Source organism: Bacteroides sp. An269 (assembly GCF_002159755.1).
Classification (GTDB): domain Bacteria; phylum Bacteroidota; class Bacteroidia; order Bacteroidales; family Bacteroidaceae; genus Phocaeicola; species Phocaeicola intestinalis.
Genome location: NZ_NFJG01000054.1, coordinates 1 through 26,674 on the forward strand (window position 1 = coordinate 1; position 26,674 = coordinate 26,674).

The window sequence follows — 26,674 nt, forward strand, 5'->3', positions numbered from 1 at the left end:
ATATATTCAGTGGTGTTCAAAATATTATATCGGGCAATGTCCTTGAAACCATAAATTTAGTATCTAACAACGAAAGATAGCATCTGACGATGCTCCTTTCTAACCATTAACGATAATAATTATGAATACAGAAGAACTCTATATTTGGAACTATGGAATTGATAAACTGCCTAAAGGATTATTGGAGTTTGGTAGATCTGATGTCTGTGATACTTACGATGAAAGCAAAAGGCAGAAGTTCCAAAACCACGGGCAATGGATGTGGAAAGACAAGAATGGATGGGAAGAAAATTTACCACCAGTCTTATACCTCGTATGCAACAAAAAACCGGGAATTCTGCAATTTGATTTTCTTGATAAATACAGCATAAAACTCAAAATCGTATCGGAAGAGTTTTTGTCTTTACTTCAAGAAAATGGGTTCGTTGATAAATATGATATTGCAACCGTCAAGGTAGTAAACAAGAAAAACGAATCTCTGACGGATAAAAAATATTACGCTTTACGTATAAATCATTTTGACAACGATTCTTTTCATTTCGGAAAAGGCATAACATATCAGAGTGACTTACAGAAGGAACGGGGTACTTGTTTTACAGTATATCCTGATATGAAACTGAAAGATAGTTCAATCAAACAGAATTTCTTCGTTTTAGATAGCATAGAATATGGAGATGGAATAATATTCCGAGAAAGAGTTTTGGATAAGGTGTTGCATTTGTATAGACCTGAAATTTACAAATTGTCAGACTACTCCAAAATATGGAATAACAGAGGCAATTATCTATATGGGAATGAACTAATGATTGTGAAATAAAATCGTTAACAAGGTCGAGAAAACAACTAAACGCTGTTGCTCACCAACCATTACCAACAAATAGCGTACATATATGAATAATACAACAAAAGTAAGAATTGTATATGAATGTAGCATAATAGGCATTGTTTTGCTGACATTCTTAAAAAGTATGTTCCCATACATGGGGGCATGGTGGCAAGTAGCTATTATCGCCTCACTTGTAGGGCTATGGTTCTCGTTGTCTTATCTGAAACGTCATAATTATAAATGGGGTTTCAGCTACATAGAAAATCACTTATACATTGACCTGTTATTGAAAGTACAGAAATGGTTTCAGAACGCTACAATCATAGCCCTATTGATACCTGTCTTCTTAACAGACCTCATGTATAATCATTTTTGTTTTGTAGCATATATATTGCTTGTAGGCATGTTCTTAGGTGTGAAGCTGGCTACTTACACTGTAGAGTACGCCATATATAAAAGCAAATTCATTGGAAACAAAGGAAGATAACCCCTGAACGGGTGTTTTCCACCAAATCATTTGTCTGTTCTATTACTGTATCTATGTCGTTTCCCTTGTTGTCCAGTTGGCGACTTTTTATCTGTTGCTTAGTAGCGCATGAGGAAATTCAAATTGGAAAGTAAAATAATTATGGACTATATTACAGCAGAAAGATTGGGTAGAGTTCTTATATGGGCATGGAACAAGTATGTGAAGAAAACTGCCATTCCTTACAAGGAGATTGACTTTCATTATCCGGATTGGGTCTTTCTCTTGACAGGTCTTGTCTTTTGTGGAATTGCGCTGGGGATTATCCTGCTTTATTTTGCATTTTGGAGAACATAATCGTTTTGGATGAATGAAACAATGAGCAAACCGGGCAAATTAAAGGCATTTGGCAGGGAACGATAAACATAAACAAGCTAAATCCCTACTGTGCGGCATTTCCGGCGGAAATCGGAACAAGCGGACACGTGCAACCGGTTATCTTTACGGATTCATCGAACAATAAAAAACATACCGCTTATGAATACAGACTTCATCGAACAGTTGTCCGCCACCGCCCCGGCAGGCTTGGAACAGACCACCGCCGCCCTGTGCGGAGAAATGAAAGGGCTGCTGAAAGCCCGCACCCCGAAGCATTACCTCGCGCTGGAACCCTACGCGCGGGACACAAGGCTATGCCACCACATCCTTGACCTACTGACGGGACAGCCCGCGCTGCCGGAGGTGTCGGCTCCCGGATGCCGCCCGCTGCTGATGCTGCTCGCCCTGTCGGAAGACACGGAGGTGCAGAACCGGCTGCTGCACGAACTGGCAGAGCCTTGGCGGAAAGCCTGCCGCACGCCGGAGATGCTCTACCTGTGCGACGTGCTGTACCAGACCGGCATCCCCCGCCCCCTGTACAACCTGTGCAACGAGGTGTGCGACTATTTCTTTGTGGAGCGGCGCAAGCAGATAAGCCGCCAGCCCACACCGCTCACCGAAGCGGAGCTGCAACATGCCGAGAAACGGCTGAAGCCCCTGTATGCCGCTGTGTTCCGGCTGAAGGTGAACCGTTACAGCTACCGCACGAACAGCGTGGAGGAACTGGCGGGGATGCTCTGCATGAGTGTATCGACCTTCCGCGAGAAATTCAGCAGAATCTACCGGAAGTCCGCCAACAAATGGTTGCAGGAGCAGCGCATCGGTCAGATACGGCGGGACTTGAAATACCACTACGACCGCCCGCTCAGGGAGATAGCCGAGAAGAACGGCTTCGAGTCGGCCAACCGGTTCTGGGAGTTCTGCACGGGACAGATGAAGCAAAGCCCCAGCGAGCTGCACAAGGAGCTGTACGACGAGCTGTGCGAGGAACGGCGGAAGTTCTATCTGGGCGAGTGACGGCATTTCCGGCGAAAAACGGAACTGCCACATCCATGTACACCGCTATTTTTGCCGTTCATAACCGATAAAATAGTTTCAAATGGATGTATTTTACCTGTGCCCCTACCTGCTTTTACTGGAACAAGGGGATTGCGATACCGAAAGGCTGAACGAGGCAAGTGACGATTTCATACGCCACCTCAGCCATCTGCATGAGGAACACGGCAACCACACCTGCGTGTTCCTCCATCTCCAATACACGAAGTTCCGGCTGACCGTCCTGCGGGAACGCTACCACAACAACGGGCAGAGCCATCTGGTGTGCTACTGCCACGTGGTGGGAGCTATCATGTATGTGGAAAACACGATGGAAAGGATGGAAAAAAGACGGGCGGGTTCCGGAAACGGAGAAGCCCGTCCGCCCGGCGACGGGCCTCCCGTGCTGTGGACGGACGACGCCATCCACCTTGTCGAACTGCTTTATGCCTGCCATGAACTGAAGCTGTTCAATGACGGCGAAATCACGCTCAAGCAAGTGGTGGAATATGTGTGCGGCGCACTGGGTGTGGATGTGAAGAACGCATCGAGCTACTATGCCCGGATGCGGAGGAGGAAAGGCGACGACCGCACCTATTTCATCGACCGGCTGCGCGAAGCCCTGCTGCGGAAAATGGATACGGACGACGAGAAGCAATACCGACGGAACAAATAAGCCTATGCCTGTTTGTTCAACTCCAGCAGATGCTTCAGGTTCGGGTCGCTCCCGATGCGCTCCAGCTCATCGGCGACAATCTGCCGGGCTTCCTCCTTGATGCGGTTGTAGTTTTCCTGTACCATTTCCTTCATGCGGTCGATGCCGTCGGCATCCCTGAAGTCGGTGATGACCGGTATCTTCCGGTAGGTCTTTTCCTCTTCGGCAATTTTCTTTGCATCCACCACAATCTCGCAATGGAAAATCTTCTGCTCGATTTTCTCTCCGAAGTTGTCCGCCACCGAACCGACGAACATGCCCTGCGTCAGCGAGGAAATCTTGCTCGGCGGAATCAGGCTGTCCATCTGGGTGGAGATGGAGGTGGACACGTCGTTGCGGTTGATGGAGATGGACTGCCGTTTCTGGAGTATCTTGCCGAACCGCTCGGAGAGCGTCTTGGCGGTCTCGCCCACGACCTGCCCGGAGAAGATGTTGCCGACGGTGTTGATGATGACCTTCGCCTCCTTGTCGGTATAGTCGCGGATGAGCTGCGAGAAGTCCTGAAAGCCCAGCAGCACGGCCACCTTGTTGCTGCGTGCCGTGGCGATAAGGTTATCCAGCCCCTTGATGAACACGGTGGGCAGCTCGTCGATGATGATGGAGCTTTTCAGCCTGCCCTTCTTGTTCACCAGCTTGACGATGCGCGAGTTGTACAGTCCGAGTGCAGCCCCGTAAATGGCCTGCCGGTCGGGATTGTTGCCGATGCAGAGCACCTTCGGCTCGTCGGGGTTGTTGATGTCGAGGGAGAACTCGTCGGCGGACATCACCCAATAGAGTGCCGGGGAAATCATGCGCGAGAGCGGTATCTTGGCCGAGGCAATCTGCCCCATGAGCTGGTCGGCAGCCCCGGCGAGCCATGCGTCGAGGAAAGGGCTGAGGTAGTTCTCCAGTTCGGGATAGGAGGACATGATGGGGAAAATCTGCTCGTAGGGCTTGTTCAGGAACTCGACCGCATGGGGGAAGGTGCAATACTTTCCGTTTTTGTAAATGCGTAAAAACCAAATAATTGCAGCAAATAAGATGGTGGGCGACTCGACGAAGAAGTCGCCCTGCTTGGCCGCCCAAGTGCGGTTGAGGTTGAGCATGATGTTGTAGGAACTCTCGTAGGCATCGGAGATGTCGGTCATGAACTTCGGGTTGAGCGGGTTGCAGCGGTGGCTGCGCGAGGGGTCGTCGAAGTTGATGACATAGAACTTCGGCCTGACCTTGTAGCCGTCCAGATGGCGGAGCAGGTGGTTGTAGGCGATGGTGCTCAAGTCCGGGAACTTGAAGTCGTAAATATAGGTGGCATAGCCCTTCTCAATCTGCTGTTTGATATAGGAATTGACCACGGCAAAGGATTTGCCGCTGCCCGGCGTGCCCAAGACAATGGAAGCACGGAAAGGGTTCACCACGTTTATCCAGCCGTGCCACATCTTTTTCCTGTACCAGAAGCGGGTGGGCAGATTGACGGAATACTCGTTCTCGATGAGCCGTGTCTCCTGCATGAAGGATTCGTTCTCGTTGTTGAACACATCCTCCATCAAGTTCTGCCGGAGCAGGCGGGACATCCATACCCCGGCGGCCAAGAGGCAGCCGTAGCCTGCGGACAAGGTGAGCAGATAGAAACCGGTACGCGCCGAAAGGGGCAGCGGCAGGGCAAGCAGCCACCAATTGAAGAAGAACAGCACGATACCGGCGGCAAGCGCCGCCCAGATATGCGGCCACTTAATCTTTTCCTCTTTCACGCCTTTTGTCCCCAAGCAGGAGAGCGCGAGGAACACAAGGGCGAACAGCTTTGTCCAAAGAATGGACGAGAACAGCCCGGTCGTCCGCTGGAAATTGAGCAGTATCCTGTCCACCACCCCGATGTCGATGTTCCATTCCTTCATCGAGGGGTAGCAGAACCAATATACATTGACTATGACGAACAATACGCTGAGGGCACGCATGAAGTCCATGACCTTGGCAAGCCCTCTCAAATCATCTTCCTGTGACATAAGTTATACTTGTTTTAACGGTGATTGAAATTCGGTTGAATGTTATCCGGACTGCATTCAGTCCTGCCGCCCGTACCTGCGGCGGCGTTTCTTCTTGTCAGGCTTGTGCAGGCGCGGATAGCGCGGCACGGCATCGGTTTCCGGCTCAATGACGGACAACAGCCCTCCCAGCACCTTACCGTCCGTACCGGTTTCCAGCTCAGGCGTTGCCACGTGGGGCTGTACTTTGCAGACCGGTTCGGATTGCGCGTTGAAACGCGCTTCCAAAGCATTGGCGGAGAAGTCCTTGCCGAGCCGGGAACCGTTGAGCACGGTACGGCTCGTGTGGTCGATGAAGGTTACCCCGTAAATCCTGCCAGATTCATTGCGGCGTAGCACCAAGTCCACGTTCATGGCTGCCAGACGGCGGCGGAAATCCGCCTCGTCCCTTGCCTTCAGTAATGCCCCGGCCAACGGAGGGCGCAGCCGCTCGCGGCAACCGTCCGCCCTGATGCGCGAGGCTGACCACTCCATGCGCTGTTGCAAGCCCTCCGCACCCGCCATCCTGCCCAGCCTTGCCGACTTGATGGGGGTCGCCACCTTGTTCTCGTCCGCATCCAATGCTGTATAGACAATGCCGTGATAGGCGCGTCCGCCCGCTTCGCCCCTGACTTCCTCCATGCCTATGTTATATAAGGAGAGCAATGCCTGGAACTCGCCCATCGACTGGAAGCGGTAGAGCTTGAGCAACGGCTTGACGGTATCAGCTATCTGCCGGCGTATGTCGCCCTTCGCCGCATCCACCGGGCGGAGCTTCCATTCCTCCGCCTTCTTCTGCCCCTCTGCCGGATGCAGCCCGTACTTCTGTTCCAACTGCCCGGTTATTTCTTTGCTCCGGCGGTGCTCGAAGCGGTCGGAAATCTTCCTGCCCCCGCTGTCCACGCGCAGGGACACGATGTGGATGTGGTGGCGGTCGATGTCCTCGTGCTTAAAAATTAAAAATGGCTGGTTGCCATAGCCTAACTTCTCCATATACTCCCTGCCAATGGCGGCAAGCTGCCCGTCGGTCAATTCATCATCGGGATGCGGATTGAGCGAGATGTGGATGACCGGCTTCTCGGTGCGGTAGTGCGAGGGAAGCCATGCCGTGAAAGCCTCCATTGTTCCGCCCATGCGGAAACGCCCGTCCTCCGGGTACGGAAGCAGGTTGGCATCCAATATCTTCGCGTGCCCATTCTCCACCTTCGTCTGGTTGTAAGCCAACGCACCGTACAAGTCCTTACCCGTGCTGATTTTCGCCACCATGCCGCCTGAGTTCTTCGGAAAGTCCGACAATGCGGCGGCTGAGCGCCACCAGTTCGAGGGTCAGCTTCTCCAATTTATAGAGCAATGCCAACGCCTTTTTCTCGGTAAAATGCACATGCAGTTCCTTGACCGCCTGGTTGTAGTTCACACCGATAGCTCGGTACTGCTGGTACAGGGCGGTGAGCCTGGCCACATACTCCATCGTGCCCCGGTCGGTGCGTATGACCCGGAAGCTGTCGCCGAAGATGCGCGCGGCGATGAACTTCGACTTGGACGAAAGACCGGACTGCTCGTAAAGGGTGAGGAACCGGGCGTGCTGCGCGGCATCGAGATTGACGGTCTCGCGGTGGAAGGCGGGCGCGGACTTGGGTGTCCGTCCGCCTTTCCTTCTTTTCGGGTGCTGTTGCTGTTCATTCATGCTTGCTGTCATTAAAAGGTGAAACCTGCCCGTCCGTGGCCGTGCCGCCGTTATGCCCCATCCTTACAATTTGCGACTTCGGAGCCAAATTGCGCCCCCTGCAAGGGCAAGCGTTTTTTGCGGCAGAAGCGGATGCGTGCTGCAAAAAACACAGCTTGCTATGTTCTGGCGAACATACGTTTTCCCCACCGGTGGGGAAAAGCGCTTTCGGGGAAAGCGGACGATAACCGGACGGTAAGCCTCCGGCCACGCCGACGGATTCATGCCGCAAAGGTAGGAAGCGGAGCCGGTTGCCACACAACATCCCGGCCGGCCACATTATGCCATAGGACAGCCACTTTGCCCTGAGGATAATTCCGACGGTAGCCAGCACCTCCGTTGCAACGTTGGGACAGCCGACTGACCAGCCAGCCCGACATCCAACCGTACCGACAACCGGGCGGTTGCAGAACCGGACAACCCGTCAAGCGGCTAATGACACAAACAGCCATCCAGCCATATCAGCCACCGGCGCATCAGCCATTCCACCCGGCAATCATACGGATGTCCAACGGACTATCCGGACAATCAGATGTATGACCAACCAGCCAGCCACTCCACGCCAAAGCCGAGCCACTCGCGCCCCGAAGCGTGAAATCCTTTTCCACCGTTCCCGTTTCTCTTTTCCTTTGCCGCATCATTTGAAACGGAACGGTTATGCCAACAGAAAAAGAAACACTTTACATCGCCTTCTCCACCCAGAAGGGAGGGGCGGGCAAGACGACCCTGACGGTGCTGGCGGCCAGCTACCTGCACTACGTGAAAGGGCTGAACGTGGCGGTGGTGGACTGCGACTACCCGCAGCACAGCATCGCCGAGATGCGCAAGCGCGACTTGAAAACGGTCATGGAGGACGAACACTACAAGGCGATGGCCTACCGCCAACTGCAACGCATCGGCAAGAAAGCCTACCCGGTCGTCGAGGGCACGGCGGAGGATGCCGTGGAAAAGGCGGAAGGACTATTGGAGAGGCTGCCCGGCACGGACATCGTGTTCTTCGACCTGCCCGGCACGGTGAACAGCGGCGGCGTGCTGCGGACGCTGGCGAACATGGACTATATCTTCTCGCCCATCGCGGCAGACCGGGTGGTGATGGAAAGCACCCTGCGCTTCGCCACCAAGCTGAAGGATACGCTGATGGACACGGGCAAGACGAACATCAAGGGGCTGTACCTGCTGTGGAACATGGTGGACGGGCGCGAGAAGTCGGAACTCTACGGGGTGTATGAGGGAATCATCCGGGAGCTGGGCTTGCAGGTGCTGCAGACCTTCCTGCCCGACAGCAAGCGGTTCCGGCGCGAACTGACGGGGGAACACAAGGCGGTGTTCCGCTCGACGCTGTTCCCCGTGGACGGCACGCTCGCCAAAGGAAGCCATATCCGGGAGATAACGGAAGAGATACTCACCATTATCGGGAGGTAGGCTATGGGAGAACGGAAGAAAATCAGCCTGACGGAACTGGACGAAAGCTCCATCGTCGCCTCGTTCAAGGAAGAACGGCCCGCTCAGGGCGTCCCTCCTACGGTGGAGCCGGAAACGCCCGCACCCCGCCAAACGGAACAGCCGGACATCAAGCCAGCCCATGAGAGCGAATACCTCCGCCTGTTCATCCACGAGTCTCCCGTATGCGCCCGGTTAGGCAAGACCATCTATCTGCGCAAGGAGTTCCATGAGCGGATACAGCGCATCGTGCAGACCATCGGCGGCAACCGGGTATCGCTGTTCAGCTACGTGGACAATGTGTTAGAGAAGCATTTTGCCGACTGGCAGGGGGACATCGAGCGCGAATATGAGCAACGGAATACGGGAATCTTTTAGAAAACAATCCATCTATGACAACCTTTATCACGTTATGCGTCGTGGGCTACCTGCTCTGGACAGCCGCCTATCTCCTGTATGAGCGGCATGAACGCCGGAAAAGGCAACGCGAAAGCGAGGAAACACTGCCCCGAAAAGTAGCCGACGCGGAAGATATTTTAGGCAAAAGCACATTTTCCCTGTGCCACTCCACGCCACAAGTACCCGAGAAAACAGAAACCGTGAAACCGGAAAGCGAAGCGGGTACTTTTGCAACGGAATCGGAACGATACCCCAAGGTGGTGTCCGCCGACGAGCTGGACGCGCTCTTTGCCGAAGGCGGGTTGGAACCTGTGGAGGGGCAGGACGAACCGATGGAATACCGGGAAACGGATGCCGGTGAGCCTCCAATAGACGAAGATGAAATGCTGGAAGGCTATGCTCCCAAAGCTACAGGCCTCCGTTTCGAGGACATGGGGTTGGCAGTGCGCATGGCGATGGATGACAGCACCGCCACCGAAGCAGAACGGCAGCAGGCCGGACGTGCACTTGCCGAACTCAAGGGCACGCCGATGTTCGACCAGCTCACCGCCGGGGATGCGGAACGGGAACGGCGCATCGCCTCGCTCATCGAGCTGCATCTGGCGGACTACCGCCGGATACGGCAACCAGAGCCTCCCGCCGAGAGTATCGTACCCGGTGATTTTTCCATTGACGACATTGTTTAACAGCGGTCTATCCGCATAAAACCAACTTTTTATGAACACAACAAAGAGAATCTTTTTCATGGCGGCCTGCCTGATGGCAGCCGGTGCGCTCTATGCGCAAGGTAACGGACAAGCGGGCATCACGGAAGCCACGCAGATGGTCACCTCGTACTTCGACCCGGGAACGAAACTCGTCTATGCCATCGGTGCGGTGGTCGGCCTGATAGGAGGCATCAAGGTATATAACAAGTTCAGTTCGGGTGACCCGGATACGAGCAAGACCGCCGCCTCGTGGTTCGGGGCGTGCATCTTCCTGATAGTCGCCGCCACCATCCTGCGCTCGTTCTTCCTCTAATCCCTATACATAAATAATATATAGAATAGGATTATGGAATATGAACTGAACAAGGGCATCGGGCAGAGCGCGGAGTTCAAGGGGCTGAAGGCACAATACCTGTTCATCTTCGCCGGAGGACTGCTTGCCGTGTTCGTGGTGTTCATCGTGATGTACATGGCAGGAACAGGCCAATGGGTGTGCATCGCCTTTGGCGCGGTATCCGCATCGATACTGGTATGGCTCACATTCCGCCTGAACGCCAAGTACGGCGAGCACGGGCTGATGAAACGGCTCGCCAAACGGCAGCACCCGCGATACCTGATTAACCGGATTAGCGTCCGGAAGTTATTCACCCCAAAGAGAAGCCTATGAGAAATATATTGAAAGCCGCCACGTTGGAAAGCAAGTTCCCGCTGCTGGCCGTCGAGTCGGATTGCATCGTCTCGAAAGACGCGGACATCACCGTGGCCTTCGAAGTGGAGCTTCCCGAACTGTTCACGGTAACCTCTGCCGAATATGCCGCCATCCATGCGGCATGGTGCAAAGCGGTTAAGGTGCTGCCCGACTACACGGTGGTACACAAGCAGGACTGGTTCGTGAAGGAACACTACCGCAGCCGGACGGAGGGCGAAAAGCTCGGCTTCCTCTCGCGGAGCTATGAACTGCACTTCAACGAACGGCCTTTCCTGAACCACTGCTGCTACTTGTATCTGACCAAGACGACCAAGGAGCGGATGCGGATGCAGAGCAGCTTCTCGTCGTTGTGCCGGGGCTTTATCATCCCCAAGGAAGTGAACCGGGACACGGCGGCACGTTTTTTAGATGCCGCCGGGCAGTTCGCCCGCATTGTAAACGACACGGGACTGGTCAGACTGCGCCGTCTGTCGGGCGACGAGGTAACCGGCACGGAGGAAAAACCCGGCCTGCTGGAGAAATACCTCTGCCTGTCGTTGGAGGACACCGGCACGCTGGAGGACATCGAACTGGGCGACGAGGGGGTGCGCATCGGCGACAAACGGCTGTCGGTCTATACGCTCTCGGAACTGGACGCGCTGCCGGGCCGGGTCGGTACGGACAGCCGCTATGAACGGCTCTCCACAGACCGGTCGGACTGCCGCCTCTCCTTCGCCAGCCCGGTGGGGCTGCTGCTCCCATGCAACCACATCTACAACCAGTACCTCTTCATCGACGACAGCGCGGAGAACCTGCAACGCTTCGAGAAGACGGCACGCAACATGCAGTCGCTCTCGCGTTACTCGCGGAGCAACCAAATCAACAAGGAATGGATAGACCTGTACCTGAACGACGCGCATTCCTACGGGCTGACCTCGGTGCGCTGCCATTGCAATGTCATCGCATGGACGGACAACCCGGACGAAGTGAAGGTCATCCGCAACGACACGGGCAGCCAGATTGCCGCAATGGAGTGCAAACCGCGCCACGACACGGTGGATGCCGCCACGCTTTATTGGGCGGGGATGCCGGGCAACGCCGCAGACTTCCCGGCGGAGGAATCGTTCTATACCTTCATCGAACAGGCCGTCTGCTTCTGGACGGAGGAAACGAACTACCGCAGTTCGCTTTCCCCTTTCGGACTGAAGATGTCAGACCGCATCAGCGGGAAACCGCTGCACGTGGACATCTCCGACCTGCCGATGAAACGTGGCATCACCACCAACCGCAACAAGTTCGTGCTGGGCGGTTCGGGCAGCGGCAAGTCATTCTTCATGAACCACTTGGTACGGCAATACTACGAACAAGGAACGCACATCGTATTGGTGGACACCGGAAACTCGTATGAGGGGCTTTGCTCGCTGATACACCAGAAAACCGGGGGCGAGGACGGCATCTACTTCACCTACACCGACGAGCACCCGATAGCCTTCAACCCGTTCTACACCGACGACCGGGTGTTCGACATCGAGAAGCGGGAGAGCATCAAGACGCTGCTGCTCACCCTGTGGAAGAAGGACAACGAACCGGCCACGCGCTCGGAGGAGGTGGCGCTGTCCAACGCCGTGTCGCTCTACATCGAGCGCATCCGCTCGGGGGAAGTGGAAGAACCCTCGTTCAACACCTTCTACGAGTTCGTGAAGTCGGAGTACCGGCGGATACTGGAGGAGAAGCAGGTACGGGAGAAGGACTTTGATTTGGCGGGCTTCCTGAACGTGCTGGAACCCTATTACCGGGGCGGCGAGTACGACTTCCTGCTCAACTCGGACAAGCAGCTTGACCTGCTGACGAAACGCTTCATCGTCTTCGAAATCGACCAGATAAAGGACCATCCCATCCTGTTCCCCGTCACGACCATCATCATCATGGAACTGTTCATCAACAAGATGCGCCGTCTGAAAGGCATCCGCAAGATGGTGGTCATCGAGGAAGCGTGGAAGGCCATCGCCTCGGCGAACATGGCGGACTACATCCGCTACCTCTACAAGACCGTCCGCAAGTTCTACGGGGAGGCGGTGGTGGTCACGCAGGAAGTGGAGGACATCATCTCCTCGCCGATAGTGAAGGAGAGCATCATCAACAACTCGGACTGCAAGATTCTCCTTGACCAGCGGAAATACCTGAACAAGTTCGACCAGATACAGACGCTGCTCGGGCTGACGGACAAGGAGAAGGGGCAGATTCTTTCGGTGAACATGTCCAACGACCCGACGCGAAAGTATAAGGAGGTGTGGTTCGGGCTGGGCGGCGTGCAGTCGGCGGTGTATGCGACGGAAACCTCATTGGAGGAATACCTCTGTTACACCACCGAAGAGAGCGAGAAAGTGGAGGTGCAGCGCATGGCGGAGAAGCTCGGCGGCAACATCGAGCTGGCCATCAAGCGGCTGGCGGAGGAGAAACGGAACGCAAGGGAGGGATGAGCCTATGGAATATGCCACGTTGTTCCCGCTCGACCGCATCTGCGGACGGTGGAAAAGCCGGGGCAAGTCGCCCCCGGTCAGGGTGTACCGCGAAGGGCGCACGTACCGCATCGCCCTCGCCTACCGCTGGGGAGCCGTGCTGACCGCCACGCTCTACCGGAACGGACAGGGAACGTGGGCGGAACTGCCCGAAAGGGTGCAGGTCGCCTATGACGAAGATAACGAGCGGCTCGTGCTCGCCTCGGAAGGGGTGTATGTACGGGACTGCAAGGAATACGAATATTGACAAGGACATTTTAATCATCAACGGACATGAAAAGAATACCAATAGCAATTTGCCTTACGGCCTTGCTCTGCACCGCCACGACGGTCCGGGCGCAATGGGTGACCTTTGACCCGTCGAACCTCGCGCAGAGCATCGTGAACACCACGCGGAACGTGATACAGACCACCACGACCGCCGAGAACATGGTGAAGAACTTTCAGGAAACGGTCAAGATTTACGAGCAGGGAAAGAAGTACTACGACGCGCTCAAGTCGGTGCATAACTTGGTGAAGGACGCCCGCAAGGTGCAACAGACCGTGCTGCTCGTGGGGGAAATATCGGACATCTACGTGAACTCGTTCCAGAAGATGCTTGCCGACGAGAACTACACGACGGACGAACTGGCCGCCATCGCCTCGGGCTACACGAAGATGCTAGAGGAAAGCAGCGGGATGCTCGACGAGCTGAAGACGGTCGTCACGCAGACCGGCCTTTCAATGACGGACAAGGAGCGCATGGACCTGATAGACCGCATCTACCGCGATGTGAAGAACCACCGCAATCTGGTGCGCTACTACACGAACCGCAACATCGGCGTGTCGTACCTCCGGGCAAAGGAGAAGAACGACACGCGGCGCGTGCTCGACCTGTACGGAACCGATAACCAAAGATACTGGTAGCCATGACGGGAGAAAGTACATTCGGCAACCTGCATGAAGTGCTGCGCAGCCTTTATGACGAGATGATGCCGCTCTGCTCGGACATCACGGGCGTGGCTACCGGGGTGGCGGCATTGGGCGCGTTGTTCTACGTGGCCTCGCGGGTGTGGCAGGCGCTCTCACGTGCCGAGCCAATAGATGTGTATCCGCTGTTCCGCCCGTTCTGCATCGGGGCGTGCATCATGTTCTTCCCCACCTTCGTGTTGGGAACCATCAACGGCATCATGAGTCCCATCGTCACCGGCTGCCACGGCATCCTGCAAGGGCAGACGCTCGACATGGAGGAGTACGCCGAGAAGCGGGAGAAACTGGAATACGAGGCGTTGGTGCGGAACCCGGAAACGGCCTATCTGGTCAGCGACGAGGAATACGAGCGGCAGATTGAGGACTTGGGCTGGACACCCTCCGAGTTGAAGACTATGGCAGGGATGGCCATCGAGCGCGGAAAGTATGAAATCAAGCAGACCATCAGCAACGCCTTCCGCAGTTTTCTGGAACTGCTTTTTCAGGCGGTGGGGCTGATACTGGACACGCTGAGGACATTCTTCCTTATCGTGCTCTCCATCCTGGGGCCGCTGGCATTCGCCATCTCGGTGTATGACGGTTTCCACAGCACGATGGTGCATTGGATATGCCAGTATATCAGCATCTACCTGTGGCTGCCCATCTCCGATTTGTTCAGTTCGGTGCTGGCACGCATCCAGACGCTGATGATCGAGAAGGACATCGCGGCATTGACCGACCCGAACTTCGTGCCGGACACGAACAACTCGGCCTATATCATCTTCATGCTCATCGCCATCGTGGGGTATTTCACCATCCCGACGGTATCGACATGGGTGATTCAGGCGGCCGGAGCGGGCAACTACGGCAAACAGGTGAACAACTCCGCCGTCAAGACCGGCAAGGTGGCGGCAGCGGCTACCGGTGCCGGAGCAGGGCACATTGCGGGCAAGCTGCGGGGCAAGTAAGCTCAAACGGCGTATGAGATACCCTCAGACGGCGTGTGAGCCTGCCTCATACGCCGTCTGAACAGAAAGCATCAATAACAAGAATAAAAGAAAATGGAATTCAAATCATTAAAGAACATCGAAACGAGCTTCCGGCAGATACGCACGATGGCGATAGCCTTCGTCGTGCTGTGCGCGTTGGTCACGGGCTACGCGCTATGGAGTTCGTACAGCTTCGCCGAGAAGCAGCGGGAGAAAATCTACGTGCTGGACAACGGCAAGTCGCTCATCCTCGCGCTCTCGCAAGACCTCTCCCAGAACCGTCCGGTCGAGGCGCGGGAACACGTAAGGCGGTTCCACGAACTGTTCTTCACGCTCTCGCCCGACAAGGCGGCCATCGAGGGGAACATCCGCCGGGCGTTGTACCTGTGCGACGAGAGCGCCTTCCGCTACTACAAGGATTGGGAGGAGAAGGGATATTACAACCGCATCATCTCGGCGAACATCAACCAGACCGTGCGGGTGGACAGCGTGGCGTGCGACTTCGAGCGTTACCCATACATCGTGACGACCTACGCCCGCCAGTCGCTCGTCAGGAGCAGCAACATCACCGAGCGGAGCCTCGTAACCCGCTGCCGCCTGCTGAACTCGGTGCGGTCGGACAACAACCCGCACGGCTTCACGATGGAGCAGTTCACCATTCTGGAGAACCGCGATTTACGGACCATGGAAAGGTAAAAGCGTATGGGAAAGACAAGGAAGTGGCTCCATTACATCCCTGACCGGATAAGCGACGGGATGCGCTACGTGTGCGGGCGGATGTCGCCCGATGTGCGGCTCATCGTGGTGGTGGCGATGCTCGTGGGATTCAGCGCCCTCTCCATCTACATCACCGTGTCGTCGATATACAACATCGGCAAACGCCGGGGAGAGCAGATGAGAATAGAACGGATGCGGCAGTTGGAACTGCATCCGGACATAAGCAAAGACAGTATCCATTTTAATCATGACAGGAAACATGAAAGAGAACAAAACGGAAAAACAGCCGGAAACGGCAAAGAAGAATGAACGCGGGCGGAAGGAGTCCCAACCGCTGACTCCCGAAGAAATCCGGAAACGGAGGAAGATGCTGGTCTATCCGCTGTTGTTCCTTGTCTTCGGCGTGGCGATGTGGCTGATATTCGCACCGTCGGACGAAGGGGAGAGCCTGCCCGACGGCTTCAACGTGGAAGTGCCCATGCCGGAGGAGAAGAACCTGCCTTCGGACAAGCGTGCCGCCTACGAGCAGCAGGACTTCGAGCGCAAGCAGCGGGAGAAGATGAGCACCCTGCAGGACTTGGCGGTGGCGGAGGATGATACGGACAGGGAGGCCGTGGAAGATGTGTTCCAGACCGAAGAAACTGCATCATCGGGCGGGTCGTCCATCCGCACCTCGGCGGATGCCTACCGGGACATCAACCGGCAGATTGGCAGCTTCTACGAGCAGCCGGAGCCGGAGGACGACCAGAAAACGCTGGAACTGGAATGGCGCATACAAGAGCTGGAACGCCGGGCGGAAGAGGAACGCAAGGCAAAGGAAACCGCCGACGAGCAGCTCCGCCTGATGGAGAAATCCTACGAGATGGCCTCGCGCTACCTGCCGCAAGAGGGTGGCGGAGCGAAGTCCGTACCCGTAACGGAAACGGAGGGAAGGACGGTCAGCCCGGTCACGCAGGTGGCGGAACAGGTTGTGTCGATGCTGGCACAACCGATGTCCGATGCCGAGTTCATGGAACGGTACAGCCGTCCGCACAACATGGGGTTCCACACGGTAACAGACCAAGCGCACACGGCAGGCAGGAACAGCATCCGTGCCTGCATCCGGCGCACGGTTACAGTAAGCGACGGCAAGGAGGCGGAAATCCGCCTGCTGGAACCGATTGACGTCGGGGGCATGTATATACCGGCCAACACCGTGCTGACCGCCACGGCACGCATCAACGGGGAGCGTATGGAACTGACCATCAGTACCATTGCCTATAAAGGGATGGTCGTGCCGGTGGAACTGGAGGTATATGACATGGGCGGCATGAAAGGCATCTCGGTGCCGGGGTCGCAGGAACTGACCGCACTCAAGGAGATGGCGGCCAACATGGGTTCCACGATGGGCAGCAGCATCAACATCTCCACCGATGCCGGGGCGCAACTGGCCTCGGACTTGGGACGCGGCGCGATACAGGGGCTGTCGCAATACCTCGCCACGAAGTTCCGCACCGTCAAGGTAACGCTCAAGGCGAACCACGCGGTGCTGCTCGTGGCCAAGAAATAATCTTATGTATCACTATTATTCACAAGGAAAAATGAAGAAAATTATGCTTATGGCGGCGTTCATCGCCGCAATGACCCATGCCCAAGCGCAGAGGGTCGTGGAAGAAACCGACTTGAAAGAAACGGAAGAAACAGTAGAGCAAACTGAAACGGGCGATGATGGGGTAAAACAAAGCCCGTCCACCGGCGACCTGTTCGACGGGCTGACACGCCCGATAACCTTCGACCGGATGATACCACCGTATGCGCTGGAGGTTACGTTTTACAAGACCGTGCATATCATCTTTCCCTCCGCCATCAAGTATGTGGACTTGGGTTCCGCCGACATCATTGCGGGCAAGGCTGACGGCTCGGAAAACGTGCTCCGGGTGAAGGCCGCCTTGCGCGACTTCTCCCGCGAAACCAATCTGGCGGTGATTACCGAAGATGGAAGCTACTATACCTTCAACGTGAAGTATGCCGATGAGCCGGCCAAGCTGAACATCGAGATGAAGGACTTCCTGCACGACGGGGAGGCGGTGAACCGCCCGAATAATTCGCAGGAAGTGTACCTGAAGGAGTTGGGCAGCGAGTCGCCGTTATTGGTGCGGCTCATCATGAAGTCCATCCACAAGGACGACAAGCGGCTGGTGAAGCATATCGGCTGCAAACGCTTCGGCATCCAGTACATCCTGAAGGGCATCTACACGCACAACGGGCTGCTTTATTTCCATACGGAACTGAAGAACTCCTCCAACGTGCCGTTCACGGTGGATTTCGTGTCGTTCAAGGTGGTGGACAGGAAAGTGGCGAAGCGCACCGCCATCCAAGAGCAAGTGATTGTACCGCTGCGTGCCTACAACTACGTGACAGAGGTCGGCGGCAAGAGCCGGGAGCGCACGGTGTTCACCCTGCCCAAATTCACCCTGCCGGACGACAAGCAACTGGTGGTGGAAATAAACGAGCAGAACGGCGGGAGGCATCAGCAGTTCACGGTCACCAATGCCGAACTGGTGCGTGCCCGTGTCATCAACGAACTGAAGGTGAAGTAAGATGAAACGGACGGTGTTTATTCTAATCGGCATGGCGCTGTGCCTTGTCCTTGCAGACAAGGTGCAGGCGCAACGCTGTCTGCCGGGTATGAAAGGGCTGCGCCTGACGGCGGGCATGGCGGACGGCTTCCATTCGGCAAGCCGGCGCAATGAGCTGGGCTACCACTTCGGGCTGTCGATGGACTCGTACACGAAAGGGTGCAGCAAGTGGGTGTTCGGCGCGGAGTATCTGCAAAAGTACCACCCGTACAAGGACACGCGCCTGCCGCTGTCGCAGTTCACGGCGGAGGGCGGCTACTATTACAACTTCCTCTCGGATGCGAACAAGGTGTTCCTCTGCTACGTGGGCGGCTCGGCGATGGCGGGTTATGAAACGGTGAATTGGGGCGAGAGCCTGCTTTATGACGGGGCACGCATCACGGACGGCGACGCTTTCGTCTATGGCGGCGCGGTATCGCTGGAGATAGAAACCTACCTCACCAACCGGACAGTACTGCTCCTCCATGCGCGTGAACGCTGCCTGTGGGGTGGCGATACGGGAAATTTCCACTTCCAGTTCGGGGTGGGGCTGAAATTCATATTGGACTAATAAATCATCAAGACAATGAAAAGAATGACTGAACTGATTTTTACCGCCGGTTTCGCATTGGTAGCCGCCGTGCTGCTTTGCGCCTGTTCCGACAAGCTGGACATCCAGCAGGTGTATGAGTTCGATTTGGCAACCCTGCCGGTGCAGACCACCATCGTGGAAGGCGGGGAAGCCGAGATACGCTGCCAGTTGGTACGCAGCGGGCGGTACGAGGAAACGGAGTATTTCATCCGTTATTTCCAGCCTACGGGCAAGGGGGAGCTTCGTCTGGAGGACGGCACGGTATTGCTGCCCAATGACCTTTATTCGTTGCCGGGCGAGACCTTCCGGCTCTATTACAGGTCGCTCTGCACCGACCAGCAGACGATTGACATCTACATTGTGGATTCGTTTAACCAGACGGTAACCAAGAGCTTTTCGTTCAACAACGAGACGGAAGAAGGAGTAGAGAACCCGGAACAGCCTGCTCCATAATACTGACGGCTATGCTTTGTTTTGCCATTGCTTACTTGACGCTTCTTGCCGTAACCGGCTGTTGCATCTGGCGTGCCATACGCCATGCCCCGACTGATACGGAGCTTTGGGGCGAGGAAACGGACTGACATGCCTGTGGTGTGAAACGGTTGCAGCCCGTCGGATTGGTTCCGGCGGGCTGCTTCTGCAAGCGCATCATCCCTCTACAATTCCTTCATTTCCGCTATGGGCATGTAATGTTCCAACCATTCCCTTACGGGCTTCATGTTGTATTCGGATGTGATGACTGCCGTATAGCCGTTTATCGGGGTGAAGCGTGTGGTCTCGTAATCGTCCACCCACTTCTTCAGGCTGTCCACGCCCCATGTGTCGATGTCCTCAAACCTACCGTCCAAAACCTCGATGGGTTCGCTAAATGTGATTATCAGCGTTTCGTAACCGTCATTCATTGCCGGCCTCCTTTCTTTCCTTTTCCGATAACCATCCATTGCACTTGCGGCGGCATTCCTCCAAAGTCGGAGCCACACAGGAGAACAGTTCTCCATCGTATGCCCTGTAATCGTACTGCACCAGCGTGCGTTTTCTTCTTCCGATGCCGGTCTGGAACTTCTCGAACTGTTCCGAACCTGCCTTCCGGCAGGTCGAAACTCCGTTTTCCGTCATTCTTGTAGTCATAATGCAATCTGCTAAAATTCAACAATCAACAATCGGTTTTCCATGCACCTTGCCGGGTCTGACGCCATCCTCTGCGTGAGCCACAGATGGTGGCTGCCATATCCGAAGGAAAAGAAGCGGTTGAACTCCTTGCTCCGGGCGAACACTTCCATCAGTCCGCGAAGTTCCTGCTCGTCCTTTGTGAGCGTCACGGAGTTGATGAACTTAATCAACGTATCGGGTATGCGTTCATCCCACCCGAAAATCATGCTTTCAATCTTTACGTCCATACATTATATATTTATAGGTGAATAATCAAAAAAGGCTCAACTGCTGCGGGGCGGTATAGCGTAACTTCAGTTCCCGCAATCCGGCTTTCAACTTGCGGATATACTTCGGGTTGTAATTTCCCTTGTCTGTCAGGGAGTGGCGTTCCGCATAAGTGTAATGCCCTTCCAGCCGATGTATTCCCGTGCGTACCGCTTCCTTGTAGTCGGAAATGGGTTCATCCCATACCGATGGGTGGCTACCGCCTCCTGCCGTGCCGGTACACCAGCTCACCGTAACGGCATACGTGCCATTCACGGACTGGCCGATGTGTATCACGTTGGATGTGTCCAACCGTATTTCCTCCACGATGGGCAACATGCCATTTATCCATCCATATTCGTTGAACTGCTTGTCCACATAGCCGAAAACAAGCCTGCGCTCGTAGGTATTCACGTTCAGCACAATTTGATGCACGCTTTCGCCGAAGCTCTCGAAATAGGCGGTCTGTTCCGCATCTTCCCGGCGGAGTGCCTGGATATAGCGGAGAATGATGTGCCGCTCACGCTTGCAGGCATGGTAGTCCGCCAAAGCCTGCAATTTTTCTTCTTTCGTCATTTGGGATATTATCTTGTCCATACCGTAATTCTTTAGATGGTTGCTTTCAGTATTTCCACGTGGTATTGGGGATTGACTTCCCACAACAGGTATTCGATGAACAGCCTGCGTGCGTCCTTCTCCAGTTCCTTGAACAGCCGGGTAAAGGTGCTGTGGTTGCCGTTGATGTAGGTTTCCACCATGTACTCGAAAATGTCCTCCACTTCATAATACTTGCACTGCTGTGCGATAGTCTTGCTGTACCGTTTCATAAGCGTTCTTATTTATAAAGGTTTATAATTATTCTGTTCAGCATCTGCGCCTTTCCTATGGTATAGTATGTGCCGCCATAGGGCAGTCCGTCCCAATAAGCGAGCATGATTGCCGCATGTTCCACCAGAAAGTCGTTGCGCCGGTGGAAACAGCCCTTGTGATAGCTTTCTGAAAGGATAACCGTCTTGTCCGCTTCTTCCAACAGACTGATGTAAAGCCTCTTGTTCGTGTCGGAATAGCGTGCGGACTGCTTCCGGAAAGGGATGGCAGCTACCAACCGTATATCGGTTAATTCGTTTCTTACCGTCAAGACTGCCTTTGCAAAAATCAAATCGCTGCCTTCCGCCATGCCTGAGAGAAAGTTACGGTAGCCCAAAGCATACAGTCTTTTGATTTCCGTCACCATGCCTGTAAAAAGAGTAAGCATGGGTTGGCTTATCCTGCCGGAGCGGTGTCCGGTAAACGAAACGTTCTTTGAAATGTTTGTTGTATCCATGATGATGTGAGTTTAGAGTGTTAATACCCAGACCATGAAAGCGACAACCGAAACAAACGCAAACAGGAACACAAGGCAGACCCACAGGAAGCGGATTACACCCACAAGGAAGTTCCACACCAGCCACAACCCGACGAACCACACCAGCAGGGAGCCACCGTACAGGGATGTGCAGAATGCCGCAAGGAAGAACCTCACCGCCACGCCCAAGAATTTATGCAGAGGCAGATTGGGAAGCGACTTATTTCCATTTGTTTCTCTTGTTGCTTTCATAATCACGACATTTTTTTTATGCATTGACGAGTTGGGTGAGCTGACTTATTTCGTAAGCGGGGCAAAGGACAGGGTTTTGCAGAATCAAATTTTTTCGGCAGAATACTACCTGAGCCTGCGAAGCGTGGAGATTGTGCCGAAAAAATTTGATTAGTCCGTCAAAACCCGAAATTACCTTTGCGCACGTAATAAGTCAGCTCATCCAACCTTTCAATAGCACATTGTGGAGTGATGGGGAATGAAAGCGGCAAGGGAAACATACCGTAGGGACATTGATTTCTTTCCGCAATGGATTTTCCGAAGGAGGTTTTTAAGGATGGCAATGGATTATTGGCGTTATTTTCTTACCTTTGTGCCAGCGGTGCAAATAGCATCGTGGTAATGTTGTTCATTTACTGACGTTCGGAAATCGCCAATTTCAAAAACACAAAGGTAAATGAACCGGGTAGGTTATACCTTGACGTAACCTGCCGGTTCACTTTGTGTTGGGTTATTTGGCGATACCTCGAACGTGGTGGCCGGCAGCGTTACGTCATTTGTTAATACCCGAAAGATATGGAATTACAAGCTACCGCCCTGAAGGGCATCGTCCGTTCTTCCGATGAAGGACTTTTCTACCTGTTTCCCATTCAAGATGTGTCCACCTTGCAGCAGACAAAGGCGCATCTGACCTGCGCCATTGATGTATTGAGCCATCCGGAGGAATGCTCGCCAGAACAACGGCTGGATGCCGTGCGCACGTTGAACAGCCTCGTGGCGGCATTGAGCGTGCATGACGATGACCATTATAGTGCTTTCGACTCCGCCCTCGAAGGCGGCAACGTGCAATAACGGGCGGGTCGGGCAAGCGTAAAAGCCTACCTTGCGGCAAAACCGGGCAAGGAAAAGTGGCGTATGGGATATGGTGTGATGATTTGGTTCATCACGCTTGACCATGCGGCATGTTTCTACGGTTTTGCGTAGGCGGCAAGGGTATTTCCATTCCCAACGGGAACGGGGATATGCTTGCCGACGGAAATGACGGGCTTTTACATTCCGCAGCATGGGTCGGGAACTGGAATGTGTGTTCCGGGCAACTCGTTTTTATCCTTTCCCATTTTTTACTGTCCGCCCCAAAAACAGGCCGGTAACGGAGTTGGCTCCAAGCTGCATCAGCCTGCGCTTCATCTGCGTGAAGTTCTCGCCGGTGGACACGATGTCGTCCACAAGAAAGACATCGCGTCCTTGAAAATAGACGGGGTGGAAAATGAGGTTGGAGAGCTTATCAAGACCATGAGTGCCTTTCATCTGCTCACGGTCTTCCCTTATCCATGTGGCGCGGAAACCATCAACGATTTTCAGACGCCGCGAAAGGAGGCTGCAAAACCGGGCGAAACGGGCGGCGTTGCGCTCGCGGGTAGCCGCCGGGATGGGGATAAGCACGGCATTGGCCGCCTTTTCCTTGTAGAAAGGCATACGGGCGATGCAAAGGGAGAAGATTTTGGCGACAAGGGCTGCCTGCTGTCCTTCCTTGAAGCGGAAAACCAAATTGCTGGTCTTGCGGTCTTCCACAGCGATGCCTTTGCAGCGCGTGGGGTAATAATCGTGAATGTAGAAGCACAGTGCGCCGTCGATGCGCATCTTGCCCTTGAAACGGGTGTTGTAGGGGAAGAACCGGCGCACGAAATCGCTGTCGAAGGTGAAGCGGAGGATGTCGCGCCAAAGGGAGAGCGTGGCCTCGTCCTGCACGCGATAGACCTCGCCGTCGATGCTCTCCTTGTCGGCCAGACCGATGCCGATGCTCAGGCGGTCGTTGAAAGCGTCCTTCGATACGATGTACCAGTCGAAGGACTCGCATATCCGCACGATGTCGCACTCCCGGCTGCATAGGAAATAGAACGTGTTGTCGGGTTTTTGGATTATCAGGAACTCGCCGGGCATCCGGGAGAGGGTGAAGTAATTGCCCACTTGGGCTTCGGGTACTTCACTAAGAGGGACGGATATGTGGAGGTCTTCTATCATCTTTGGGGCTTTTTCTGCCCAAAGATAAGGGTTTGGAGAATACAAAACGAGCCTTGCCCGGTTTTATTTCGTGGACAAGGCTCGCTTTTGCGGGATTCGGGGGACTTCAGTTATACGAGATAAAAGTCTGGTTGTCCGAAGCGTTGAACACGACAAGGACTTCGGGTTGCTTCTCCTTCAGCCGCTTGTACTCGCACAGGGAATTCAGCACCCATTCGCGGAACAGCTTCGTGCAATAGGTGTTGATGCGGAAGCTGAGAAAAATGACGGCCTCCAGATTATAGTAGGTAACGTATCGCTTATCCTGCTTCTCCGTGATGGTTGCCTCGCTCTCGTTCAGGATGCGCGACTTGAAGATGGAGCGCATATTGGCGTCTATCGCCTGGATGAACACTCCGAACAGGCGGGCAAGCTCATGTTTGGTGAGCCATACATTGCCGTTCTCCAACTTGACACTGACTGTGGGGTGGCGGTTGATGTCCTCCAGTCCGGTGATGGTGATGTTTCCTCTGTGTAGCATAGGGGTATCGTTTTATTTGGTGGGACAATATACGGATTTATTGGTTGTCATGATGTATTGCGCCGCAATTTTTTCAAACGGGGTGCAGTTACGCGCCACTCTGTCCATTTCGCGCTTGATGATGCGGTCGGTAACATAAGCATGGCGGCCGCGCAGGTCGAACCGCCCTAACATGCGGCATACCGTACCGGTGGATATGCCGTTTTTTGTCGTTATCGTATCCTTGAACGTATGGTAAGCCAGATACATGGTCATGTTCTTTTCGATGCCGCAGAGTTCCGCAATCTCTTTCAGATAGACATTCAGCCGTTGGTTGCTGGGGACGGGCAACAGTTCATCCGTTCCGGCAAACCGGACTTTGTACTTCTCCAATATCATTTGTGGGACAGGCAGCAGGGGAATGTGGATGAAAGCGTCGGTCTGCTCCCTTACCATGAAAATCCACTTCTGCCCGTACTTGTTGTGGAAATTCTCTTTACGGAGGGATTTCAGGTTCTGGTAATGCAGGCCTGTAAAGCTCGAAAAGATGAAAAGGTCACGCACCTGTTCCAAACGCGGTGTGTCAAACGTGGCTTTCATCAGTCTGCTCAATTCCTTTTCGTTCAGACTCACCGCCGTTTGTCTGGCTCTAAGCTGTCTTTCTATCGTTCTCATATTTGTCCTCCTTTCTATAATGCGTTCATGGATACATGCAGCCTGTCGGAAAGGGCTTCCATCTCGCTGCCGCTTTTCTGGTTGATTACCTTCGCGTAGATTTGCGTAGTGCGAATATTAGTATGTCCCAACATTTTTGATACGGATTCTATTGATACTCCGTTAGTTAGCGTAACGGTTGTGGCGAACGTGTGTCTTGCGAGGTGATAGGTCAGGTTCTTCCTAATTCCGCAAATATCAGCGAGTTCCTTCAGATATGCGTTCATCTTCTGATTGCTCGGCATGGGCAGGGCGCGGTGATCGGGCTGTTTACCCTTGTACTTTTGCAGGATGCGCAGGGGAATGTCCAACAGGCGCACGTTGATGGGCACACCGGTCTTATGGCGCTTGGAGATAATCCAATAGTTGCCGTCCAGATACTTCTGGATATGTTCGTCTTTGAGCAGATATACGTCTATGTACGCCAACCCCGTCCAACAGGAAAATATAAAGACGTCGCGCACCCGTTGCAGGCGTTCCACTTCAATCTCCTTGTCCATAATGCTCTGGAGTTCGTCCATCGTCAGAAAGCCTTTGTCCACCTGAACGAAGGTGATGGGCTGCGTGAATGGGTTGAACTGGATAAGACCGGCGTTCCTTGCGCGGGTAACGGCTTTCTTGAACAGTTGCATCATCTTCGAGGTGGCGTTGTGGCCGACCTTCTTGTCCACACGCAGGAAGTTGCGGAAGCCGTTGATAAATTCCTCGTTGATTTCCGTCAATGGAATGTCTTTATACTTTTCTTTCCTGAACCTGAACTGAATGTATTCTTCCATACGGCGGTATGTCAGGTCGTATTTCTTGTAGGTGTTCTGTGAGAGCGACGTGCCCACTTCCTTCCGCTTTTCCTCGTTCATCTTCTTGAACACGGTCAGCAGCGTGTTGGCTTTCGTTTCAATGCCCAGATAGATGTTCTTCAGCTTCAGCGGTGAAGGGTAGCGGTTGTTTTCGATTTCCTTTTCGTAGATGCGGGTAATGTCGGTCTTGATTTTCTCTATCTGCGTGCGCAAATACACCGCCGTCGCACTACGACCGACTACGCCACCGTCCTTCCACATCTTCTTATCCACCATTAACTGTGAGTTGAACTGTACCTGTTCGCTGTCAATGGTGATGCGAACCATGATAGGATACTGCTTGTCCTTTCCCTGTTCCCTTTTCCTTGCGTAACAAAGTACGCTGAATGTGTTCCGTTTCATGCGCTTTTAAGTTTTTTGTTGCAAAAATACTGTTTGACAATCACTTGACGCAATCCACAGGCGGACACTTGGCGGCTATGAAACAGACATTTGAGGGTCATTGTCGTGTATCCTCATGAAATAAATCGTAAACGTGCCGGTTGTTTCCTTTTTCTGCTCAGGATTTTAGGTTACGGCGTGTCGATAAAATTGAACGTAAACAACGACAAATCAACGACATATCTACGAAGTCGTAACCAAAATTCCCGTTTTTTTTCTTGGTTACGATTTGGTTACTCGATTTGTCCAATTTTCGACTTCCAACGGGGTATTCATCTGTCGTGGTATAACAAAAAAATATCCCCAAAGTTACTGACTTTGAGGATATTGTCTTCGACTTTCTTATTTCAGTCTTTTTTCGTAAGCGGTGCGTACGGGACTTTAACTTACACAATCGGGAAATCTCATAAAAACACAATATATTGGTAATAACCAACTTATTATAGATTGACTATATTACTAAATATCATTAA

General features: G+C 53.8%; 37 protein-coding genes. 21 read left to right on the forward strand and 16 right to left on the reverse strand.

All coding sequences use genetic code 11. The annotated features are described in order from the left end of the window. Positions 1-121 precede the first annotated feature (121 nt). The 5 genes from B5F71_RS11025 to B5F71_RS11045 all read left to right on the forward strand — a co-directional run bounded on the left by B5F71_RS11025 (position 122) and on the right by B5F71_RS11045 (position 3,381). Positions 122-817 (forward strand): Imm43 family immunity protein, encoded by a 696-nt coding sequence (locus tag B5F71_RS11025; protein ID WP_087210205.1) that lies wholly within the window; start codon positions 122-124, stop codon positions 815-817. A gap of 73 nt (positions 818-890) precedes the next feature. Then, positions 891-1,313 (forward strand): hypothetical protein, encoded by a 423-nt coding sequence (locus tag B5F71_RS11030; protein ID WP_071150637.1) that lies wholly within the window; start codon positions 891-893, stop codon positions 1,311-1,313. 141 nt (positions 1,314-1,454) lie between these two features. Beyond that, the gene (locus B5F71_RS11035; RefSeq protein WP_071150636.1) at positions 1,455-1,649 is read left to right on the forward strand and encodes a hypothetical protein; all 195 of its coding nucleotides are present in this window, start codon (positions 1,455-1,457) and stop codon (positions 1,647-1,649) included. A gap of 90 nt (positions 1,650-1,739) precedes the next feature. Then, positions 1,740-2,687: a helix-turn-helix domain-containing protein gene (locus B5F71_RS11040; RefSeq protein ID WP_241148594.1), complete on the forward strand. Its 948-nt coding sequence runs from the start codon at positions 1,740-1,742 to the stop codon at positions 2,685-2,687. Between the two features lie 82 nt (positions 2,688-2,769). Beyond that, positions 2,770-3,381, forward strand: a complete 612-nt coding sequence (locus B5F71_RS11045) for an RteC domain-containing protein (protein WP_087210207.1) — start codon at positions 2,770-2,772, stop codon at positions 3,379-3,381. 2 nt (positions 3,382-3,383) lie between these two features. Here the strand turns inward: B5F71_RS11045 and mobC are convergent, their stop codons facing one another. The 4 genes from mobC to B5F71_RS20265 all read right to left on the reverse strand — a co-directional run bounded on the left by mobC (position 3,384) and on the right by B5F71_RS20265 (position 7,781). After that, positions 3,384-5,399, reverse strand: coding sequence for a conjugal transfer protein MobC (gene mobC / locus B5F71_RS11050; protein ID WP_087210210.1), 2,016 nt, complete (start codon positions 5,397-5,399; stop codon positions 3,384-3,386). Positions 5,400-5,456: 57 nt separating this feature from the next. Beyond that, on the reverse strand, positions 5,457-6,683 hold the full coding sequence (gene mobB, locus B5F71_RS11055) for a conjugal transfer protein MobB (RefSeq protein WP_087210213.1): 1,227 nt from the start codon (positions 6,681-6,683) through the stop codon (positions 5,457-5,459). Then, entirely contained in the window at positions 6,658-7,101 is a 444-nt protein-coding gene (mobA, locus tag B5F71_RS11060) for a conjugal transfer protein MobA (protein ID WP_087210216.1), read from the reverse strand. The genes mobB and mobA overlap by 26 nt, the downstream gene beginning before the upstream one ends. A 515-nt stretch (positions 7,102-7,616) precedes the next feature. Next, a complete protein-coding gene (locus B5F71_RS20265) occupies positions 7,617-7,781 on the reverse strand; it encodes a hypothetical protein (RefSeq protein ID WP_158098077.1) in 165 nt (54 codons plus the stop codon). Between the two features lie 16 nt (positions 7,782-7,797). Here B5F71_RS20265 and B5F71_RS11070 point away from each other — a divergent pair, with 16 nt between their 5' ends. The 15 genes from B5F71_RS11070 (at position 7,798) to B5F71_RS11140 (ending at position 19,189) form a co-directional block, all read left to right on the forward strand. Continuing rightward, positions 7,798-8,562, forward strand: coding sequence for a ParA family protein (locus B5F71_RS11070; protein WP_087210222.1), 765 nt, complete (start codon positions 7,798-7,800; stop codon positions 8,560-8,562). Positions 8,563-8,565: 3 nt separating this feature from the next. Beyond that, positions 8,566-8,958 (forward strand): DUF3408 domain-containing protein, encoded by a 393-nt coding sequence (locus B5F71_RS11075; protein WP_087210225.1) that lies wholly within the window; start codon positions 8,566-8,568, stop codon positions 8,956-8,958. Positions 8,959-8,972: 14 nt separating this feature from the next. Next, complete coding sequence (locus B5F71_RS11080; RefSeq protein ID WP_087210228.1) at positions 8,973-9,665, forward strand: conjugal transfer protein; 693 nt, start codon at positions 8,973-8,975, stop codon at positions 9,663-9,665. Positions 9,666-9,696: 31 nt separating this feature from the next. Further along, entirely contained in the window at positions 9,697-9,999 is a 303-nt protein-coding gene (locus tag B5F71_RS11085; protein WP_071150628.1) for a DUF4134 domain-containing protein, read from the forward strand. Between the two features lie 33 nt (positions 10,000-10,032). Beyond that, complete coding sequence (locus B5F71_RS11090; protein ID WP_071150627.1) at positions 10,033-10,353, forward strand: DUF4133 domain-containing protein; 321 nt, start codon at positions 10,033-10,035, stop codon at positions 10,351-10,353. Then, positions 10,350-12,854 carry a TraG family conjugative transposon ATPase gene (locus tag B5F71_RS11095; protein ID WP_087210231.1) on the forward strand — a complete coding sequence of 835 codons (2,505 nt, stop codon included), beginning with the start codon at positions 10,350-10,352 and terminating at the stop codon, positions 12,852-12,854. Before B5F71_RS11090 ends, B5F71_RS11095 begins: the two co-directional genes overlap by 4 nt. Before the next feature lie 4 nt (positions 12,855-12,858). Further along, positions 12,859-13,140 carry a DUF3876 domain-containing protein gene (locus tag B5F71_RS11100; protein ID WP_087210234.1) on the forward strand — a complete coding sequence of 94 codons (282 nt, stop codon included), beginning with the start codon at positions 12,859-12,861 and terminating at the stop codon, positions 13,138-13,140. Positions 13,141-13,166: 26 nt separating this feature from the next. Then, positions 13,167-13,799, forward strand: a complete 633-nt coding sequence (locus B5F71_RS11105) for a DUF4141 domain-containing protein (RefSeq protein WP_071150624.1) — start codon at positions 13,167-13,169, stop codon at positions 13,797-13,799. Positions 13,800-13,801: 2 nt separating this feature from the next. Next, entirely contained in the window at positions 13,802-14,809 is a 1,008-nt protein-coding gene (gene traJ / locus B5F71_RS11110; protein WP_071150623.1) for a conjugative transposon protein TraJ, read from the forward strand. Positions 14,810-14,902: 93 nt separating this feature from the next. Beyond that, the gene (gene traK, locus B5F71_RS11115; RefSeq protein WP_087210239.1) at positions 14,903-15,526 is read left to right on the forward strand and encodes a conjugative transposon protein TraK; all 624 of its coding nucleotides are present in this window, start codon (positions 14,903-14,905) and stop codon (positions 15,524-15,526) included. Positions 15,527-15,532: 6 nt separating this feature from the next. Then, a complete protein-coding gene (locus tag B5F71_RS11120) occupies positions 15,533-15,856 on the forward strand; it encodes a TraL conjugative transposon family protein (protein ID WP_071150621.1) in 324 nt (107 codons plus the stop codon). Further along, complete coding sequence (gene traM, locus B5F71_RS11125; RefSeq protein ID WP_162609941.1) at positions 15,795-17,096, forward strand: conjugative transposon protein TraM; 1,302 nt, start codon at positions 15,795-15,797, stop codon at positions 17,094-17,096. The genes B5F71_RS11120 and traM overlap by 62 nt, the downstream gene beginning before the upstream one ends. Positions 17,097-17,127: 31 nt before the next feature. After that, positions 17,128-18,126 carry a conjugative transposon protein TraN gene (gene traN / locus B5F71_RS11130; protein ID WP_087210274.1) on the forward strand — a complete coding sequence of 333 codons (999 nt, stop codon included), beginning with the start codon at positions 17,128-17,130 and terminating at the stop codon, positions 18,124-18,126. A gap of 1 nt (position 18,127) precedes the next feature. Beyond that, positions 18,128-18,715: a conjugal transfer protein TraO gene (locus tag B5F71_RS11135; RefSeq protein WP_087210245.1), complete on the forward strand. Its 588-nt coding sequence runs from the start codon at positions 18,128-18,130 to the stop codon at positions 18,713-18,715. A gap of 15 nt (positions 18,716-18,730) precedes the next feature. Beyond that, a complete protein-coding gene (locus tag B5F71_RS11140; protein WP_162609942.1) occupies positions 18,731-19,189 on the forward strand; it encodes a DUF3872 domain-containing protein in 459 nt (152 codons plus the stop codon). A 31-nt stretch (positions 19,190-19,220) separates the two neighbouring features. On the opposite strand, the gene B5F71_RS20270 is transcribed toward B5F71_RS11140, so the two are convergent. Genes B5F71_RS20270 through B5F71_RS11175 form a run of 8 tightly spaced genes read right to left on the reverse strand, consistent with a single transcriptional unit; the run spans position 19,221 to position 21,749 of the window. After that, complete coding sequence (locus tag B5F71_RS20270; RefSeq protein WP_158098078.1) at positions 19,221-19,388, reverse strand: hypothetical protein; 168 nt, start codon at positions 19,386-19,388, stop codon at positions 19,221-19,223. A gap of 4 nt (positions 19,389-19,392) precedes the next feature. After that, positions 19,393-19,638, reverse strand: a complete 246-nt coding sequence (locus B5F71_RS11145) for a hypothetical protein (protein WP_071150617.1) — start codon at positions 19,636-19,638, stop codon at positions 19,393-19,395. Then, entirely contained in the window at positions 19,631-19,864 is a 234-nt protein-coding gene (locus tag B5F71_RS11150) for a DUF3873 domain-containing protein (protein WP_087210252.1), read from the reverse strand. Before B5F71_RS11150 ends, B5F71_RS11145 begins: the two co-directional genes overlap by 8 nt. A gap of 11 nt (positions 19,865-19,875) precedes the next feature. Beyond that, positions 19,876-20,133: a hypothetical protein gene (locus B5F71_RS11155; protein WP_087210254.1), complete on the reverse strand. Its 258-nt coding sequence runs from the start codon at positions 20,131-20,133 to the stop codon at positions 19,876-19,878. Positions 20,134-20,158: 25 nt separating this feature from the next. Further along, the gene (locus tag B5F71_RS11160; protein ID WP_071150615.1) at positions 20,159-20,749 is read right to left on the reverse strand and encodes a hypothetical protein; all 591 of its coding nucleotides are present in this window, start codon (positions 20,747-20,749) and stop codon (positions 20,159-20,161) included. Between the two features lie 11 nt (positions 20,750-20,760). Beyond that, positions 20,761-20,979 carry a hypothetical protein gene (locus tag B5F71_RS11165; RefSeq protein ID WP_071150614.1) on the reverse strand — a complete coding sequence of 73 codons (219 nt, stop codon included), beginning with the start codon at positions 20,977-20,979 and terminating at the stop codon, positions 20,761-20,763. Positions 20,980-20,987: 8 nt separating this feature from the next. Next, positions 20,988-21,476 (reverse strand): SLOG family protein, encoded by a 489-nt coding sequence (locus tag B5F71_RS11170; RefSeq protein WP_117616271.1) that lies wholly within the window; start codon positions 21,474-21,476, stop codon positions 20,988-20,990. Positions 21,477-21,488: 12 nt separating this feature from the next. Continuing rightward, positions 21,489-21,749, reverse strand: a complete 261-nt coding sequence (locus tag B5F71_RS11175; RefSeq protein WP_164488580.1) for a hypothetical protein — start codon at positions 21,747-21,749, stop codon at positions 21,489-21,491. Positions 21,750-22,304: 555 nt separating this feature from the next. Here B5F71_RS11175 and B5F71_RS11180 point away from each other — a divergent pair. Further along, on the forward strand, positions 22,305-22,580 hold the full coding sequence (locus B5F71_RS11180; RefSeq protein WP_071150611.1) for a hypothetical protein: 276 nt from the start codon (positions 22,305-22,307) through the stop codon (positions 22,578-22,580). 252 nt (positions 22,581-22,832) lie between these two features. On the opposite strand, the gene B5F71_RS11185 is transcribed toward B5F71_RS11180, so the two are convergent. From B5F71_RS11185 to B5F71_RS11200, 4 genes are all read right to left on the reverse strand, one after another. Beyond that, positions 22,833-23,750 (reverse strand): ribonucleotide-diphosphate reductase subunit beta, encoded by a 918-nt coding sequence (locus B5F71_RS11185; protein WP_087210263.1) that lies wholly within the window; start codon positions 23,748-23,750, stop codon positions 22,833-22,835. Between the two features lie 106 nt (positions 23,751-23,856). Continuing rightward, positions 23,857-24,270 (reverse strand): hypothetical protein, encoded by a 414-nt coding sequence (locus tag B5F71_RS11190; RefSeq protein WP_087210266.1) that lies wholly within the window; start codon positions 24,268-24,270, stop codon positions 23,857-23,859. A 12-nt stretch (positions 24,271-24,282) separates the two neighbouring features. Then, positions 24,283-24,924: a site-specific integrase gene (locus B5F71_RS11195; protein ID WP_117616275.1), complete on the reverse strand. Its 642-nt coding sequence runs from the start codon at positions 24,922-24,924 to the stop codon at positions 24,283-24,285. 14 nt (positions 24,925-24,938) lie between these two features. Then, a complete protein-coding gene (locus tag B5F71_RS11200; RefSeq protein ID WP_087210271.1) occupies positions 24,939-26,162 on the reverse strand; it encodes a site-specific integrase in 1,224 nt (407 codons plus the stop codon). Between the last annotated feature and the right edge of the window lie 512 nt (positions 26,163-26,674).